Origin of the sequence: Polynucleobacter sp. JS-JIR-5-A7, assembly GCF_018687935.1 — a bacterium.
Classification (GTDB): Bacteria; Pseudomonadota; Gammaproteobacteria; order Burkholderiales; family Burkholderiaceae; genus Polynucleobacter.
In genome coordinates, this window is sequence record NZ_CP061308.1 from 493,134 (window position 1) to 508,264 (window position 15,131).

Consider the following 15,131-nt stretch of genomic DNA (forward strand, 5'->3'; position numbering starts at 1 on the left):
TCGCTCCTTTTATTTTTGCCGCAAGTTCCATCAGGATGGCCATTTTTTTGCTCTGCTGTGGGCGTGCTGTGTCTATTGTGCTTATATCTGCGACCTCAAGTCAGTTGGCATCAACAGATTTTGATTTGCATCTTGTTGTTTAGTATGGGCTTTGCGTGGAATGCCCACTATGCGGAGAGCCGCTTGATAAATATTCTTGCTGAGGAGTTGGAAGATAAAGAATTCAGCATCGAAGGAAGAGTTGCCGCTCTGCCGCAGAGCAGTTCTACAAGCGCTAAGTTCGCTTTTGAGATAGACCATCTATTTTCTAGCAATAGCGAAGTCAGTAGCTTTCCCAAGCGAGTGTATTTGAGTTGGCAACCAGCATGGAGAAGTGCCCAAGAAATCCCTGAAATTATTCCAGGACAGCGCTGGAAATTGAAAGTCAAACTAAAGAGGCCTTATGGCTCTTTAAATCCTTACACCTTTGATTTTGAGCGCTGGTCCTTTCATCAGGATTTTGGTGCTAGTGGATCTATTAGATCGGGTGAATTGTTAAAAGCAAGTGATATTAGACTGACTGAGTTTGAACTTCGCATGGAGTTGGCACGTTGGAAATTACGTGAAAAGATCAAATCACTGTTACCAAAGGATGCTCGTTATGGTGGCGTGATGATTGCATTGGTGATGGGTGATCAAAATGCGATTGAGCAGGATGACTGGCGGGTATTTAATGCAACCGGTATAGGTCATCTGATTTCTATCTCAGGATTACATGTCACGATGTTGGCAGGTGTAGGCGCTTCTGCTGCAGGGTGGATATGGAGGCGCCGCGCTCTACCACTCATGATTCCAGTGAGTAAGGTTGCAGCCGCTTCTGGGTTTATCACGGCGTTTATCTATGCTTGGTTAGCTGGCTTTCAGATACCGGCACAAAGAACGATGTATATGGTTGGTGTTGTTGCGTTTGCTTTGTGGACTGGTAGAAATCCAAGATCTTTTGATATTTGGTGGTGGGCGCTCGTATTGGTGCTTCTCGTTGATCCGATGGCGCCCTATACACCAGGCTTTTGGCTTTCGTTTGGAGCAGTCGCTGCCATTCTTTATGCCATGAAAGATTCTTCGGGGTTATTGGGTATACCCACTGGGAAAGAACTAGAGATACATTGGTCAAATCGAGCTTTACAAGCAATGCGCGAAGCATGCCGTGTTCAAGCAGTGGTAACTATCGCTTTACTTCCGTTTACTTTGTATTGGTTTTATCAAGTCTCTGTAGTGTCACCATTCGCTAATGCTTTAGCAATTCCTGTGGTGAGTTACGTTGTTACTCCATTAGCAATCGCAGGCGCATTGTTGCCTGACTTTATTGGTCGCTGGCTCTTGCTCCCTGCACATGCATCAATGGAGTATCTGGCTCTAGTGCTTGAGTGGATGGCCAATTGGAGTTGGTCTGTGGTTTGGTCTAGTCAGCCGGAGTGGTGGCTCTTGCTGATTTCAGGGGTCGGGATTCTTTATGCAATTCATCCTGGAGAACTCAGGGGTACTTGGTTATACCGGTCATTAGTATTATTACCTTTATTACTACTGTTTATACCAACGGTAAATCTTGGCAATACATCTCTTAAAGCCGGGGAGTTTAGGGCTACCGTATTGGATATTGGACAAGGTACTGCTGTATTGATAGAAACAGCGCATAAGAGATTGCTGTATGACACCGGCCCGATTCAAGGTAAGAGGGATGATGCCGGTCAGCGCGTCATTTTGCCGTATTTACGCGGTAGAGGTATCGATCAAATCGATCGCATGGTTATTAGTCATAGCGATAGTGACCATGTGGGTGGCGCTGCCTCTTTATTGAAACAGATTTCTTTTCAATCAATGATGGGTTCACTGCCGAACAATAACCCACTGCTATTGAATCTTCAGTCTCGAAAAATTCCCAGCATTCCATGTCGTTATGGCCAATATTGGACTTGGGACGAAGTGGAGTTTTTAATTTGGCATCCTCACGAAGACACACTTTTTCAAAATCAATACTCAATGAAACCCAATGAGATGAGTTGTGTATTAGAGGTGCGAAATAAAAATGGCTCTTTATGGTTAACGGGAGATGTTGAGAAACAGGGTGAGGCAGAAATTGTTGCTCACTTGGATCAATTTGCGCTCAATGCAATGGGAGATCGAGAATTTATTTTTATGGCCCCACACCATGGAAGCAAAACATCTTCATCCATTGATTTATTAACGAAATTAAATCCTGATTTTGCTTTTGCCCAAAATGGTTATCGCAATCGTTATGGTCACCCTCACCCCACGGTGACCGCTCGCTATGCAGGTTTAGATATTCCCTTTTATCAAACGCCAAGAACTGGAGCTCAGATTTGGCTTTTTAGAGATCAAGGTAAGTCGAGCTCTAAGGTGATTTTTTGGAGGCAGGAGGTCAAAAGGTTGTGGCATAGGCCTTAGATGAACTTTTCTTTAGTGTGTATGATGTGTATAATTAAAGGGCATGAATGCATAGTAAAAAAGTTATTGAAAAGTTAGTGCGTGACGGTTGGCATCTGCGGGGAATAAGAGGATCGCATCATGTTTATATTCATCCCTTGAAGCAAGGTCATATTGTTGTTACACATCCAAGAAAAGATATGCCAACCGGTTTATTAAAGGCAATATTTAAACAAGCAGGCTTAATGGGGGAGGGTGAATGAAATATCCAGTTGCAATTGAGCCGGGCAGTAAGTCAGAGGCATGGGGCGTCATCGTTCCAGATTTGCCGGGCTGTTTTTCTGCTGCTGATAGCGGAATTGACGAGGCTATTGAAAAAGTAAAAGAAGCGATAGAACTATGGATTGAGGTGGCCTTAGATGAAGGTCAAGAAATACCAAAGCCCAGCTCGTTGAGGGAGCTTCAAAAGCGAAAAGAATTTAAGGGTTATGTCTGGGCAATTGTGGAGATTGATCCCGCTCTACTGTCGGATGATATTGAGAGGATCAACATCACACTACCCAAAAGAGTGTTGGCTAGGTTGGATGCCAAAGCCAAGAGTGCCGGGGAGAATAGATCAGCTTTCATAGCCCACCTTGCATTGATGGCATGAGTTAAAACCAAAAAAGGCTTCCTAGTCGATCGACGAAGAAGCCTTTTTGCTTATTTGGTTGCGGGGGCAGGATTTGAACCTACGACCTTCGGGTTATGAGTAAGAGGATTTGCATATTGATTAATGTTGATCTTCATAACCTAATACATAAAAAAACCATATATTTAAAGGGTTTAAAGCCAAAAATAACTGGTTGAAGTATTACTCAATATATCTTACTATTGCTAATATTCCTCTACACGGCATCTACATGTCGACAATAGGGTTCAAATGGCCATTGAGAAGATTGGGTTTACCAGCGGCAGGATCAGCACCTTAGTTTGTAAGGCTGGTCAGGATCAGACCATGTACAGGGATGCCAAAACACCCTGTTTGGGACTTCGCATAACCAAAAGTGGCGTTAAGTCATTCATCTTTGAAACATGGTTTAACGGAAAATCGCTTCGAAGCACGATTGGGGATGCATCTACTTGGTCAATTGCTCAGGCTCAAACTGAAGCTAGACGGCTAAAAGTTCTCACGGATCAGGGGGTCGACCCTCGAGAAACTAAAGAGCGAGAAAAGGTTCTTCACAGGACTAGAAACACTAAATCTATTGCTGGTTTAATTGTTTGGCAGGAGTACATCAATGATCGTAAGGTCAACTGGGGCGAGCGACATCTTAAGGATCACTACGATATGGTTCGTGATGGCGGTGAGCCAATTAAGCGGGGTTTACGTAAGAAGCAAGCACCCGTAAAAAAAGCTGGAATATTGCAACCATTGCTATCACTACCGTTGAGCGAACTAAATCGGGAGCAAATATTAATTTGGCTTAAGTCTGAGGTCAGCATCAGGGCTGGCAGGGTAAGAATTGCATTGTCAGCACTCAAAGCATTCATTACTTGGATGAGTGATCATCCTCATTACGCTGGCTTGGTTGATCCCAATGTATGCGACAGACTGACCCGTGAGTTACCTGCTAAAAAAGCTAAAGACGATTGTCTGCAAAAAGAGCAATTAAAGGCTTGGTTCGATGGCGTTAAAAAAATTAGCAACCCAATAATTAGTGCCTATTTGCAGATACTTTTACTGACTGGTGCAAGAAGAAACGAACTTGCAACGATGAAATGGGTTGATGTCGATTTGCAATGGCACACGGCCAGTATCCGTGACAAGGTAGAGGGGAGCCGCAAGATTCCGATTACTCCCTATGTAGAGCAACTCCTTGCTAGGCTTCCCAAAAATAATGAGTATGTTTTTCATAGCACTGCAAAATCTGGATACCTCACAGAGCCCCGCAAGGCTCACCAAGCAGTGATCGCAGAGCAGGGGCTACCTCATCTATCAATTCACGGCTTAAGGCGTTCATTTGGCACTTTAGCTGAGTGGGTGGAGTGCCCTACGGGCATATCTGCTCAAATCATGGGGCATAAGCCTAGTGCGATTGCTGAGAAGCATTACCGCACTAGACCAATTGATTTGCTTAGAAAGTGGCATACAAAAATTGAGAAATTTATTCTTGATGAAGCGAGCATTGATCAACCAAAAGAGGGTGTGAAACCCATTAGGCTGGTGAGTAGTAATGTGAATATTGCATAGTTCTTATTTTGGAATTAGAATCAATGCAAGTAGTAATGATGAGAGTGAGTAAGGGCAGGTCTAAGCCCGCTGAAGGATCGTTACCTTCATGACCAAGTGAAAGGCCATACGGCTCAACGCAGTTACTTAAGTGTTAACTGACAATCAGGAAAGACTGATAAGCACTTGTCCTAAGTGCGTGTTACTCCAACAAAAACAGGTATACCCCGCTTGGCTAAAGCCTGCGGATCATTGATTTGCTTGGAGAAACACATGGAACAAAATATTAATGACTTGCCGCCAAAACTATCTGCAATGGCTTGGGATAAGGACTGGATTACAACTGGTGAATTTGCCAGCACCTTTAGAATCTCGCCCCAAACCGTTCGTAAAAATTTCTGCCTAACTGGTGAGTGCTATGGCATTAAGCCTACAAAAATGGGTAACAAGTTACTTTGGAGTGTTGAGAAGGTTGCAATTCGGCTAAGGGGTGGCTTATGAAGCCCGTTCCTTATTTTCCTTTGTATGCAGCCAATATCTTGGCTAGCAAGCCATTCAAGATGATGACAATTGAGGAGCGGGGTCTGTGGATCACAATCCAAATGGAGTGCTGGGTAAATGGATCTGTGCCTTCAGACTTGAAAGATCTTGCCAAGTATTTAGGTGTGGGTCACGATGAAGTTCAGCGTTCATTTACGCAAAAGCAATATTCATTTATACAAAAAGTTGGAAGCGAACTTAAGTCACCCGATCTTGAAGTGCAACGCAAGGAATTCATGGATCGCAGAGAAAGGCAAAGAATTGGCGGCATGCAGGGTGCTGAAAACAAGCGACAAAAACAAGCTAGGGCTCAAGCAATGCAAGGTCAACCTCAAGGTGTACCTGCAGGTCAACCTAAAGGTTCTTTAGATTATATTAATTCAAATTCTTTTAAATCAAGTCAGCTTGTAAGGAGCGAAATAACTGATGCGGAAAATAAGGCTTGGGTAGATGAATATGAGAACACCCCCGATTTTTCTAATCCGTACTTAAAAGCATCAAAAGGTTAAGTGTGAAAACTAAAAACACAGAACATTCGCCATTCTGCCCAGTGGATACATCGTTAGATTGCGATCATACCCCCCGTATTAACCTCGCAACATCCGAAGATATTAGGCGTGAAATGGCGAAGGTCTACCGAGAAACACGGTGCAACAAAATAATGCCCAGCAACGGTACAAAGCTGGTCTACATGCTCATCAGCATCCTTAAAGCATACGAAGTTACTGAAATAGAAAAAAGACTTACAGACCTTGAATTAGCAGATTTAGAGGGTCGTAGATGACCCTTAAATCTCGCTTACAAAAACTGACCAACAAGCTAAAGCCTGCAGAGGTTAAAATCTACTATATGGGTTGGGCTAATTGCACTTGGACCGAATCAGATGGACTTTTTAGACGGAAAGACGAATCCAAGGAGGACTTTTGTAACAGGGTTTACCAATCCACTAAAAAACAGTTCCTTTGGTTTGAGTAACCCCGAAATCATCATCGGAGCATTTATCCGAAGGATTATTAACTCAATGAATTATTATTGTAAATACTCAAATACCAGTTAATTCTCATACAGAAATTAAGTTATGAATGCGAAATCAATATCACAAAAGTCTAACTATGCAGGCGATTTTGGGGAGGTATTACGCTCGTCCGGGTTCTTTTATTGCAAACAAACCAAGGTTTTTAAAACAACAATTTCTTTTCTTAATTATTGGCATGTTCGCCAAGATATCGAGATATGCGCAATTGCCAACATTAGAAATCTTGATGGCGAATTGATCAGAAGGGAGAGGCTATCATTTGAAGGTGGATTTGTAATAAATTACTCACCTAACTTTACTGAAGATTTTGAAGGTTCTATTGAAATAGAAATTTTTTCATTAAAAAATCTACGCATTCCTTATGCGGCTTTAATGGCAATATATGAGGCACCAAAAAGCATCTCAATGGTTCATGGATATGCAAGGGCGTACTCTCAACATGAGATTGAGGAAAAAAGAACTATCACCAATGGCAATGAAGCTTGCATCCCACTAATAAGAGATGGAATTACAGAATTAATTTTTCACAATGGGGATTCAGCATCTCCGAAACAATCCGCCACTCTAAATATAAGACTAGACAGTGGGGAGGAGATTAATGCAAATATTGATATTGAATCACTTAAACCATTTCAAACTAAAAAAGTGGCCCTGTCTAAATTCTTTGAACATCATAAATATAAGTGGGAAATCGCTGAGGCTAAATTTTCTTTTAATTTAAGCAACGCATTTACAAGGGTATTGTGCGTCACCAAAAGTGCTTCTGATGAAGAATTTCAAGTAACTCACTCCGACTTTAACTACCAGATTCATAAAACTGATTCAATTAAAGATAGCTGGGGAATTGTTCCAATACCAAAATCACTCATTAAATCTCCAATTTATAAACTCATTACCTGGGGTGCTAACGAACAATTTGATGCAAACATTCTTCCACCAAACAAAACTTCTAGCCTCTTTAGTGGAATAGAGTTGAACGTAACGGATGTTGAGCCGGGCTCAATCGTGAAATATGTCTCACACTCAAATAAGCCCTTCCCAAGCAGAATTCATAATGCAATTTATATCCGACCCCCTGGAAATTATTTGCCTGCAATTTGTAATCTTGGGGTATTCCACAAGGAGCGTCCTCCAAAAAAAATGTGGTGGGCAGTTGTTGGTTCTGGAAAAAATATTTCAACAAATATCTCAGTCAGTGCACTAACTGATATTTATGGTCTTCCTGGGGATATTACTGTCAATATTAGACTTTACTCGGAATATTCTAGGGACTATCTAAGTATGGAAATTGAGCTGAGCAAGCTGTTAGAAAAAATATCTACCCCGCTGCAGGAAATATTCCCAGAATCCAACGCATTTCTTCATGATAGCTTTGGTTACATCACATTTTTTAGTGAATATGGTGGGACTGTTCTATTTACTGAAATGATTCACAGCAACGAGTCTGTCACTATCGAGCATGGTTTTTAACTAAATCCCAATCAGCGAATCCGTTAGAAGTGTTGATTTTTGGCGTATTAATGCCTATATTCACCTCGGATGGAGTCTCAAAGGTCTTCGATAATCCGGAAGTTGTTAGTTCGAGTTTATGTCGATGAGTTGCTGCTGGTTAGATTAGAGTAATAGATAGAATCCTCGAAAAAGCGATACCGCAATGCTTTCCGAAATCCTTGCAAACTCTGATTTAATCTCCGTCCCAACTTAAATTTGTATCGGCATTGCTCCACAACATCTACGTGGCATCTACACAGTTGTAAAAAAGCAAAAAGGCTTCTGAGTCAATTGACCTAGAAGCCTTCTACTTGTTTGGTTGCGGGGGCAGGATTTGAACCTACGACCTTCGGGTTATGAGCCCGACGAGCTGCCAGACTGCTCCACCCCGCGTTTGAAGACATTGATTCTACCATTTTTTGGACCCCTCTGTCGAGGTAAACCTTTAAAAGACGCTTAAATATGCGGTTTTCTGCCAAAAATTCCAGATTTAATGATCTGACATAAGGAGTAATATATTGCCACGCAACAACACGCTAGGAACAATTCATGTCAGTGAGTAATCCGGAGTTTTCTGAATCATCTCTATTGAGGCCGGTAGAGATTTCACGAGAGGATCATCCTCACAAAAAAGGCGCTTCGATTGCTTTGATGTTTGCTGCGATTGGCGTGGTCTTTGGGGACATTGGTACCAGCCCTCTATATGCACTGAAAGAGTGTTTTAGTCCTGAGCATGGTATTCCTTTTTCAGCCGATGCTGTTTATGGTGTGATCTCCATGGTCTTTTGGGCTTTTGCAATTGTGGTGTCGTTGAAATATGTTTTGTTTGTGATGCGCGCCAATAATCATGGTGAGGGTGGTATTTTGGCGCTGATGGCATTGGCCTTAAGGACGGCACCAAGCGGTTCCAGGCGCTCATTGTTAATCATCATGGCCGGTGTTTTTGGGGCCTGTATGTTTTACGGTGATGCAATCATTACACCTGCAATATCAGTTCTGTCTGCAGTCGAGGGTCTGGAGGTGATATCTAGTGATCTCACTCGTTTTGTGTTGCCGATTACAGTAGTGATCTTAGTTATCCTATTTGTGATTCAAAAGACTGGTACCGATGTAGTTGGAAAATTATTTGGACCCATTATGGTGCTGTGGTTTGCAGTGATTGGCCTAATGGGTATATATCAGGTCGTACAGCATCCAGCTATCTTTGCTGCTATCAATCCAATGTATGCCATTCACTTTATGGATGAGCATGCTCTGCAAGGCTTTATTGTGCTGGGCGCGGTGTTCCTAGTGCTGACTGGTGCTGAAGCGCTTTATGCCGATATGGGCCACTTCGGAGTGAAGCCTATTCGGATGGGTTGGTTCTTTATCGTGATGCCTTGTTTACTTTTAAATTACTTTGGACAGGGTGCAATGTTTTTGAATAACCCAGAAACTATTAGCAACCCATTTTTCTTGATGGTGCCCGAAGCGTTTGTTTTCCCATTGGTGATCTTAGCTACTGCCGCAACCGTGATTGCATCCCAAGCGGTAATATCCGGTGCTTTTTCAATGACTAGCCAAGCCATCTTGTTAGGTTTTTTACCTCGTATGAAAGTGCGTCACACGTCTGAACGGGAAATCGGTCAGATTTATATGCCATTAGTTAATTGGGCTTTATTGGTTTTGGTTATTGTGGTGGTGTTGGCGTTTAAGAAGTCTGAAAACTTAGCTGCAGCCTACGGCATTGCGGTGACTACCACCATGATCGTCACCACCTTCTTGGCAGCGATTGTGATGCGTGTAGTGTGGCGCTGGAATACTATCCTAGTAACCTTGGTAATCAGTGCATTCTTAGCTGTTGATCTCGCATTCTTAACGGCTAATTTATTGAAGATTATGGAAGGCGGTTGGTTTCCGCTGTTATTGGGCGCAGTCTGCTTCATTTTCTTGATGACTTGGTATCAAGGCCGCAAGATCTTACGTCAGAAGGCGATCAATAATGGCATTGAGTTAAAGAGTTTCATCGAAGCCTTGATGATGCATCCACCACATCGAGTTGAAGGTACTGCCATTTTCTTAACGGCTCACGTCGATTATTTACCAGTATCTTTTTTACATAACCTCAAACACAACCACGTGCTTCATGAAAGAGTTTTTTTCTTAAAGGTCAGTATTTGGGATGTCCCTTATGTTAAGGATGATGAGCGCATTACTTTGCGAGATCTTGGTAATGGTGTGTATGTAGTTCGCACTGTGTATGGGTTTAATGAAACTCCGGACATGGGCCAGATCATCGAATTACTGCAGAAGTCTTCTGACTTGAAGTTTGATTTAATGAATACCTCATTCTTCCTGTCGCGCGACACCATTGTCTCTACGGAGATTCCGGGTATGGCATTGTGGCGTGAACGCTTGTTTTGCTGGATGTATCAAAATGCCGGTCGTCAATCAGACTTTTTCAAAATTCCTGCAAATCGCTTGGTTGAGTTGGGCGCAAAGGTGGAAATTTGAGAAAGAATTTTTCTCAGCGATCCAAAATATTCATTGGGATATTTTTATTACTGAGCTCCATTAGCGGTATTACTTTAGCAACGCCTGCTGAAGAGGCTGAGTTAGCTAAATTGGATAAGATCGAGTCAGAGCTAGAGTTGCAAAGAGACTGGGCTAAGTATCGCTGGGGCAAAGCTTCATCAGATTGCTATCAAAACTATTGGGTGAACTATTGCTTGCGTAGCGCTAGGGCAGAATATCGTAAAGAAATTGATCCCATTAGCGAACAAGAGCGTGCTTTGCATGAAGTACAACGCAATTTACGAAAGAGTATTAAAGATCAGGAAGATCAAAAGCGTGCCGCTGAGCGGGCCTCGCCTGTCAAGGCTGCAGAACGGGTTGATAATCAACGCGAGTTTGAAGATAAGCAAAAAGCTGCGGCTGCAAGAGCGGCCGATCTAGAGCAGCGTCGCAAGGACGCCCCTAAGCGTGCTCAAGAAAATAAAGCTGGCACGCAGCTCGATTAACACTGAATTTATTAGCTTCAATTACTAGGAATCTCTTGGCTAAAGTCAAAACGGTTTATATCTGCCAATCTTGTGGCGGCACTTCTGCAAAGTGGCAGGGCCAGTGCCCATCTTGTCAGGCGTGGAACACTATGGAAGAGGGCTTGCCCGAGACCACGTCTAACTCACGGTTTCAGGGTTTAGCGCAATCATTACCAAGACAAAAACTCTCTGCAATTACTGCCGAAGATTTGCCACGTTTTAGTACTGGTGTTGAAGAGTTCGATCGCGTATTAGGTGGTGGCCTAGTACCTGGTGGCGTAGTTTTATTGGGTGGCGATCCAGGAATTGGTAAATCAACACTCTTACTGCAAGCTTTGGCTGAGATGAGCTCTGTAGGTATGAATGTGCTTTATAGCAGTGGTGAAGAATCGGCTGCACAAATAGCATTGCGTGCAAAACGCATTACGCTCAATGCGCCACAACTAGAGGTCTTAGCAGAAATTCAGTTAGAAAAACTCATCTCCATCATGGATACTGTCAAGCCACAGGTATTGGTGGTGGACTCTATTCAGACTTTGTATTCTGAGGTGTTAAGTTCAGCGCCAGGTTCCGTCGCCCAAGTGCGTGAGTGCGCTGCCCAACTCACCAGAGCCGCAAAATCCAGTGGGATCTGTGTATTGATGGTGGGTCATGTGACTAAAGATGGCCACTTGGCTGGCCCACGGGTGCTGGAGCACATTGTGGATACGGTATTGTATTTTGAGGGCGATACCCATTCTTCATTTCGTTTAGTGCGCTCGATTAAGAATCGTTTTGGTGCCGTTAACGAGCTTGGTGTATTTGCAATGACTGAAAAAGGTCTACGAGGGGTCACTAACCCGTCAGCAATCTTCTTATCGCAGCACGAGCAAATGGTTCCCGGCGCTTGCGTATTAGTTACTCAAGAGGGCAGTAGACCACTCTTGGTAGAAATTCAGGCATTGGTAGATACAGCACATGTTCCTAACCCACGGCGTCTAGCAGTTGGCTTAGAGCAAGCCCGTTTAGCAATGCTCTTAGCGGTATTGCATCGCCATGCGGGCGTGGCGTGTTTTGATCAAGATGTATTTTTAAATGCTGTTGGCGGTGTCAAGATTTCAGAACCAGCGGCTGACTTGGCAGTGCTGCTAGCAATTCAGTCATCGATTCGTAATCGCGCCTTACCTAAGGAGCTCATCGTCTTTGGCGAGGTAGGATTGGCTGGAGAGATTCGTCCTTGTCCGCGCGGTCAAGAGCGTTTGAAAGAGGCTGCTAAGTTAGGCTTTACAGTGGCCATTATTCCAAAGGCGAATATGCCCAAGACCAAGATCCCGGGCTTAAAAGTAATTCCTGTAGAGCGAATTGATCAAGCGATCGCAGCTGCTGCAGAACTCAGTTAATTTTCAGTAAATCGTTTTATTTTTTAACGTAGATCTTCTGCTTGTATTAAGAGTACTTGCTCTTCGCCAGCGGACACTTCCATCCAAATCACAGGAATTTGTGGGAACGCCTTTTTAAAGTTCCCATACTCATTACCAATTTCAAGCAGAATAGCGCCTCGTTCAGAGAGGTAGTCTGGCGCTTGGGCAATAATTCTGCGAATTAAATCCATGCCGTCATCACCACCCGCAAGGGCCAAGGCTGGCTCAGCTTGATATTCAGTAGGGAGTGCGCTCATTGAGGTGGCATTGACATAAGGTGGGTTGCAAATAATCAGATCAAAGAGGTTGTCTTCATTGGGCTCGGGTAGTGCGTCCCAAAGGTCGCCATCTAATAATTCCACTTGAGAGCTTAAGCTATGGCGATCCACATTGCGTGCTGCAACAGATAAGGCTGGCATGCTGATATCACAAGCGCTCACATGAATATCAGGACAAGAAAGAGCAAGCAAGATAGCCAAAGAGCCATTGCCAGTGCAAAGATCTAATGCTTTGCCATCGGCCGGTAACCATGGCTCCAATGATCCATCCACAATCAGTTCCGCAATCCATGAACGGGGAACAATACTTTGTTCGCTACAGAAAAATGGCACACCCATTAACCAAGCTTCACCCAAAATGTAGGCCAGTGGTTTACGAGTTGCAATTCTTTGCTCAGCGATAGCGAATGCCATTTGGTATTGATCGCTCGTTAGTGTTCGCTCTAGATGATCTAGTGCTTCTGCAGGACTGAGTTCCAATTGTTTGCTGGTAATCCACAAGGCTTCACTCTGCGCATCCATAGCGCCATGCCCATAATGTAATTTTGCGGCCTCTAGTTTGAGTGCGACTTGATCAATGCACTGATTGACTGTAAAGGCTTGTGAAGGCTCAGGGTCCATGATGGATGAATTTTGTATTAAAAAAGAAAAGCAGTGGGGTGAGATTAAGCTATGAGCTGCTCAAGCGTTTTGCGATAGATATTTTTGAGTGGCTCAACATCATCAATGATGACGCACTCATCGATTTTGTGGCTAGTCGCATTGAGCGGCCCAAATTCCACAACCTCTTTGCAGATCTTGGCGATAAAGCGACCATCACTAGTGCCCCCAGTAGTGGAGAGTTCGGTATCCACTCGTGTCTCGGCTTTAATGGCTTTGCGTAAAGCACCTGCTAAATCGCCATCACCAGTAATGAATGGGCTGCCACCTAATACCCAGTCGATCTCAAAATCAAGACCAGCGTTTTTGAGAATGTTTTCAAGACGTTCGCGCAATTGTTCTGGTTTGCTCTCGGTAGAGAAGCGGAAATTAAAATCGATTACCAGCTCACCAGGAATCACATTATTGGCACCAGTGCCCGCATGAACATTCGAAATCTGAAAACTGGTTGGCTGGAAATATTGATTGCCCTTATCCCACTCAGTCTCTACCAATGCTGTAATGGCTGGCGCAGACAAGTGAATTGGATTCGCGCCTAAATGAGGGTAGGCAATATGCGCCTGTATACCTTTGATCTTCACTTTGCCGGATAAAGAGCCGCGACGACCATTTTTAATCATGTCACCCAACTGATCAACAGAGGTTGGTTCGCCAATCACGCAGTAATCCAAGCGTTGACCATGTTGTTGTAAACGCTCACACATGATGACAGTGCCATCATTGGCGGGGCCCTCTTCATCGCTAGTAATTAAGAAGGCAATGGAACCTTGATGATCAGGATGGGTAGTAACAAATTCTTCTGTGGCAACTACAAATCCAGCTAGAGAGGTTTTCATATCAGCTGCACCACGACCGTAGAGTAAGCCATCACGAATCGTTGGCGTAAATGGGTTGCTGGTCCATTTTTCAAGCGGGCCAGTAGGCACTACATCGGTATGACCAGCAAACATCAGCACTTTGCCTTGATCGCCCGCTTTCCCTTTTTTGATGGCCCAAAGATTGGTGACCTGAAAATTCTCAGGCCCACTAATAACGCTCTCAGTATGAAAGCCAATTGCTTGTAAGCGTTGAGCAATTAAATCCTGGCAGCCACCATCTGCCGGTGTTACGGAATGGCAAGCGATCAGAGCTTCAGTAAGCTCAAGCGTGGCGCTCATAGATTTTTAGTCGCGCAGCAGTTCGTTGATGGCAGTCTTGGCTCTGGTTTGTGCATCCACTTTTTTCACAATGATTGCGGCATACAAACTGTACTTACCGCAAGCAGAAGGCAATGAGCCTGGAACTACTACTGAGCCAGCAGGAACACGACCGTAATGCACTTCACCAGTTTCACGATCATAAATTTTGGTGCTTTGACCAATGTAGACACCCATGGAGAGAACCGAATTCTCTTCAATGACGACCCCTTCAACTACTTCAGAGCGGGCGCCAATAAAGCAGTTATCTTCAATAATCACTGGGCCGGCTTGAATTGGCTCTAAAACACCGCCAATGCCAACGCCACCAGAAAGGTGAACGTTTTTACCAATTTGAGCGCAAGAACCAACGGTTGCCCAAGTGTCGACCATAGTGCCTTCACCAACATAAGCACCAATATTGACGTAAGAAGGCATCAAAACAGCATTTTTGCCAATAAAAGAGCCTCGCCGAGCCATAGCAGGGGGAACCACGCGGAATCCGCCCGCTGCAAAGTCAGCAGCCGTATAGCCTTCAAATTTGCTAGGAACCTTATCGTAGAACTGGGTGTAACCACCAGCACTCATTGGAACGTTGTCCTCTAGTCGGAAAGAAAGCAGTACGGCTTTTTTAACCCACTGATTTACTTCCCACTTGCCCACATCGCGACGCTCGGCGACTCGAATGGTGCCTGCATTGAGGCCTTCCAAGACCGCATTTACAGCGCTCCGGACGCTTCCAGGGGCGCTGTTGGGTGAGAGGTCTGCGCGGTTTTCCCAGGCTTGTTCAATGATGCTTTGTGGTGATTGGCTCATGCTTTTCAGTTAACTATCAGATTGTTAAGGGATTTTGTCCCTGAAGGTACATCTAACATTATATCGATGGGGCAAAAAC

At 44.0% G+C, this 15,131-nt stretch carries 13 protein-coding genes and 1 tRNA gene; 10 read left to right on the forward strand and 4 right to left on the reverse strand.

All coding sequences use genetic code 11. From position 1 onward, the window contains the following. Nucleotides 1-15 precede the first annotated feature (15 nt). From AOC29_RS02635 to AOC29_RS02665, 7 genes are all read left to right on the forward strand, one after another. Complete coding sequence (locus AOC29_RS02635; RefSeq protein WP_215297304.1) at nt 16-2,445, forward strand: DNA internalization-related competence protein ComEC/Rec2; 2,430 nt, start codon at nt 16-18, stop codon at nt 2,443-2,445. 47 nt (nt 2,446-2,492) lie between these two features. Continuing rightward, entirely contained in the window at nt 2,493-2,687 is a 195-nt protein-coding gene (locus AOC29_RS02640; protein ID WP_215296503.1) for a type II toxin-antitoxin system HicA family toxin, read from the forward strand. Then, a complete protein-coding gene (locus tag AOC29_RS02645; protein WP_215296504.1) occupies nt 2,684-3,076 on the forward strand; it encodes a type II toxin-antitoxin system HicB family antitoxin in 393 nt (130 codons plus the stop codon). Before AOC29_RS02640 ends, AOC29_RS02645 begins: the two co-directional genes overlap by 4 nt. A gap of 270 nt (nt 3,077-3,346) precedes the next feature. Further along, complete coding sequence (locus tag AOC29_RS02650; RefSeq protein WP_251370051.1) at nt 3,347-4,657, forward strand: integrase family protein; 1,311 nt, start codon at nt 3,347-3,349, stop codon at nt 4,655-4,657. A 252-nt stretch (nt 4,658-4,909) separates the two neighbouring features. After that, nucleotides 4,910-5,137 carry a hypothetical protein gene (locus AOC29_RS02655; RefSeq protein WP_215296505.1) on the forward strand — a complete coding sequence of 76 codons (228 nt, stop codon included), beginning with the start codon at nt 4,910-4,912 and terminating at the stop codon, nt 5,135-5,137. Next, on the forward strand, nt 5,134-5,685 hold the full coding sequence (locus AOC29_RS02660; RefSeq protein ID WP_215296506.1) for a hypothetical protein: 552 nt from the start codon (nt 5,134-5,136) through the stop codon (nt 5,683-5,685). The genes AOC29_RS02655 and AOC29_RS02660 overlap by 4 nt, the downstream gene beginning before the upstream one ends. Nucleotides 5,686-6,254: 569 nt before the next feature. Further along, nucleotides 6,255-7,682 (forward strand): hypothetical protein, encoded by a 1,428-nt coding sequence (locus AOC29_RS02665; RefSeq protein WP_215296507.1) that lies wholly within the window; start codon nt 6,255-6,257, stop codon nt 7,680-7,682. Between the two features lie 337 nt (nt 7,683-8,019). Here AOC29_RS02665 and AOC29_RS02670 read toward each other — a convergent pair. Next, nucleotides 8,020-8,096: transfer RNA gene (locus AOC29_RS02670), tRNA-Met, on the reverse strand. 258 nt (nt 8,097-8,354) lie between these two features. Here AOC29_RS02670 and AOC29_RS02675 point away from each other — a divergent pair. From AOC29_RS02675 to radA, 3 genes are read left to right on the forward strand one after another with little or no spacing between them, the layout of a single operon-like run. Further along, nucleotides 8,355-10,196: a potassium transporter Kup gene (locus AOC29_RS02675; protein WP_215297308.1), complete on the forward strand. Its 1,842-nt coding sequence runs from the start codon at nt 8,355-8,357 to the stop codon at nt 10,194-10,196. Beyond that, on the forward strand, nt 10,193-10,702 hold the full coding sequence (locus AOC29_RS02680) for a hypothetical protein (protein ID WP_215296508.1): 510 nt from the start codon (nt 10,193-10,195) through the stop codon (nt 10,700-10,702). Before AOC29_RS02675 ends, AOC29_RS02680 begins: the two co-directional genes overlap by 4 nt. Nucleotides 10,703-10,737: 35 nt before the next feature. Beyond that, nucleotides 10,738-12,102, forward strand: a complete 1,365-nt coding sequence (gene radA / locus AOC29_RS02685; RefSeq protein ID WP_215296509.1) for a DNA repair protein RadA — start codon at nt 10,738-10,740, stop codon at nt 12,100-12,102. A gap of 23 nt (nt 12,103-12,125) precedes the next feature. On the opposite strand, the gene prmB is transcribed toward radA, so the two are convergent. The 3 genes from prmB to dapD are packed head-to-tail and all read right to left on the reverse strand — an operon-like array spanning nt 12,126 to nt 15,052. Continuing rightward, nucleotides 12,126-13,022, reverse strand: coding sequence for a 50S ribosomal protein L3 N(5)-glutamine methyltransferase (gene prmB, locus AOC29_RS02690; protein WP_215296510.1), 897 nt, complete (start codon nt 13,020-13,022; stop codon nt 12,126-12,128). A 44-nt stretch (nt 13,023-13,066) separates the two neighbouring features. Further along, nucleotides 13,067-14,218 carry a succinyl-diaminopimelate desuccinylase gene (gene dapE, locus AOC29_RS02695; RefSeq protein WP_215296511.1) on the reverse strand — a complete coding sequence of 384 codons (1,152 nt, stop codon included), beginning with the start codon at nt 14,216-14,218 and terminating at the stop codon, nt 13,067-13,069. Nucleotides 14,219-14,224: 6 nt separating this feature from the next. Next, nucleotides 14,225-15,052 (reverse strand): 2,3,4,5-tetrahydropyridine-2,6-dicarboxylate N-succinyltransferase, encoded by an 828-nt coding sequence (gene dapD / locus AOC29_RS02700; protein ID WP_215296512.1) that lies wholly within the window; start codon nt 15,050-15,052, stop codon nt 14,225-14,227. Nucleotides 15,053-15,131: the final 79 nt, after the last annotated feature.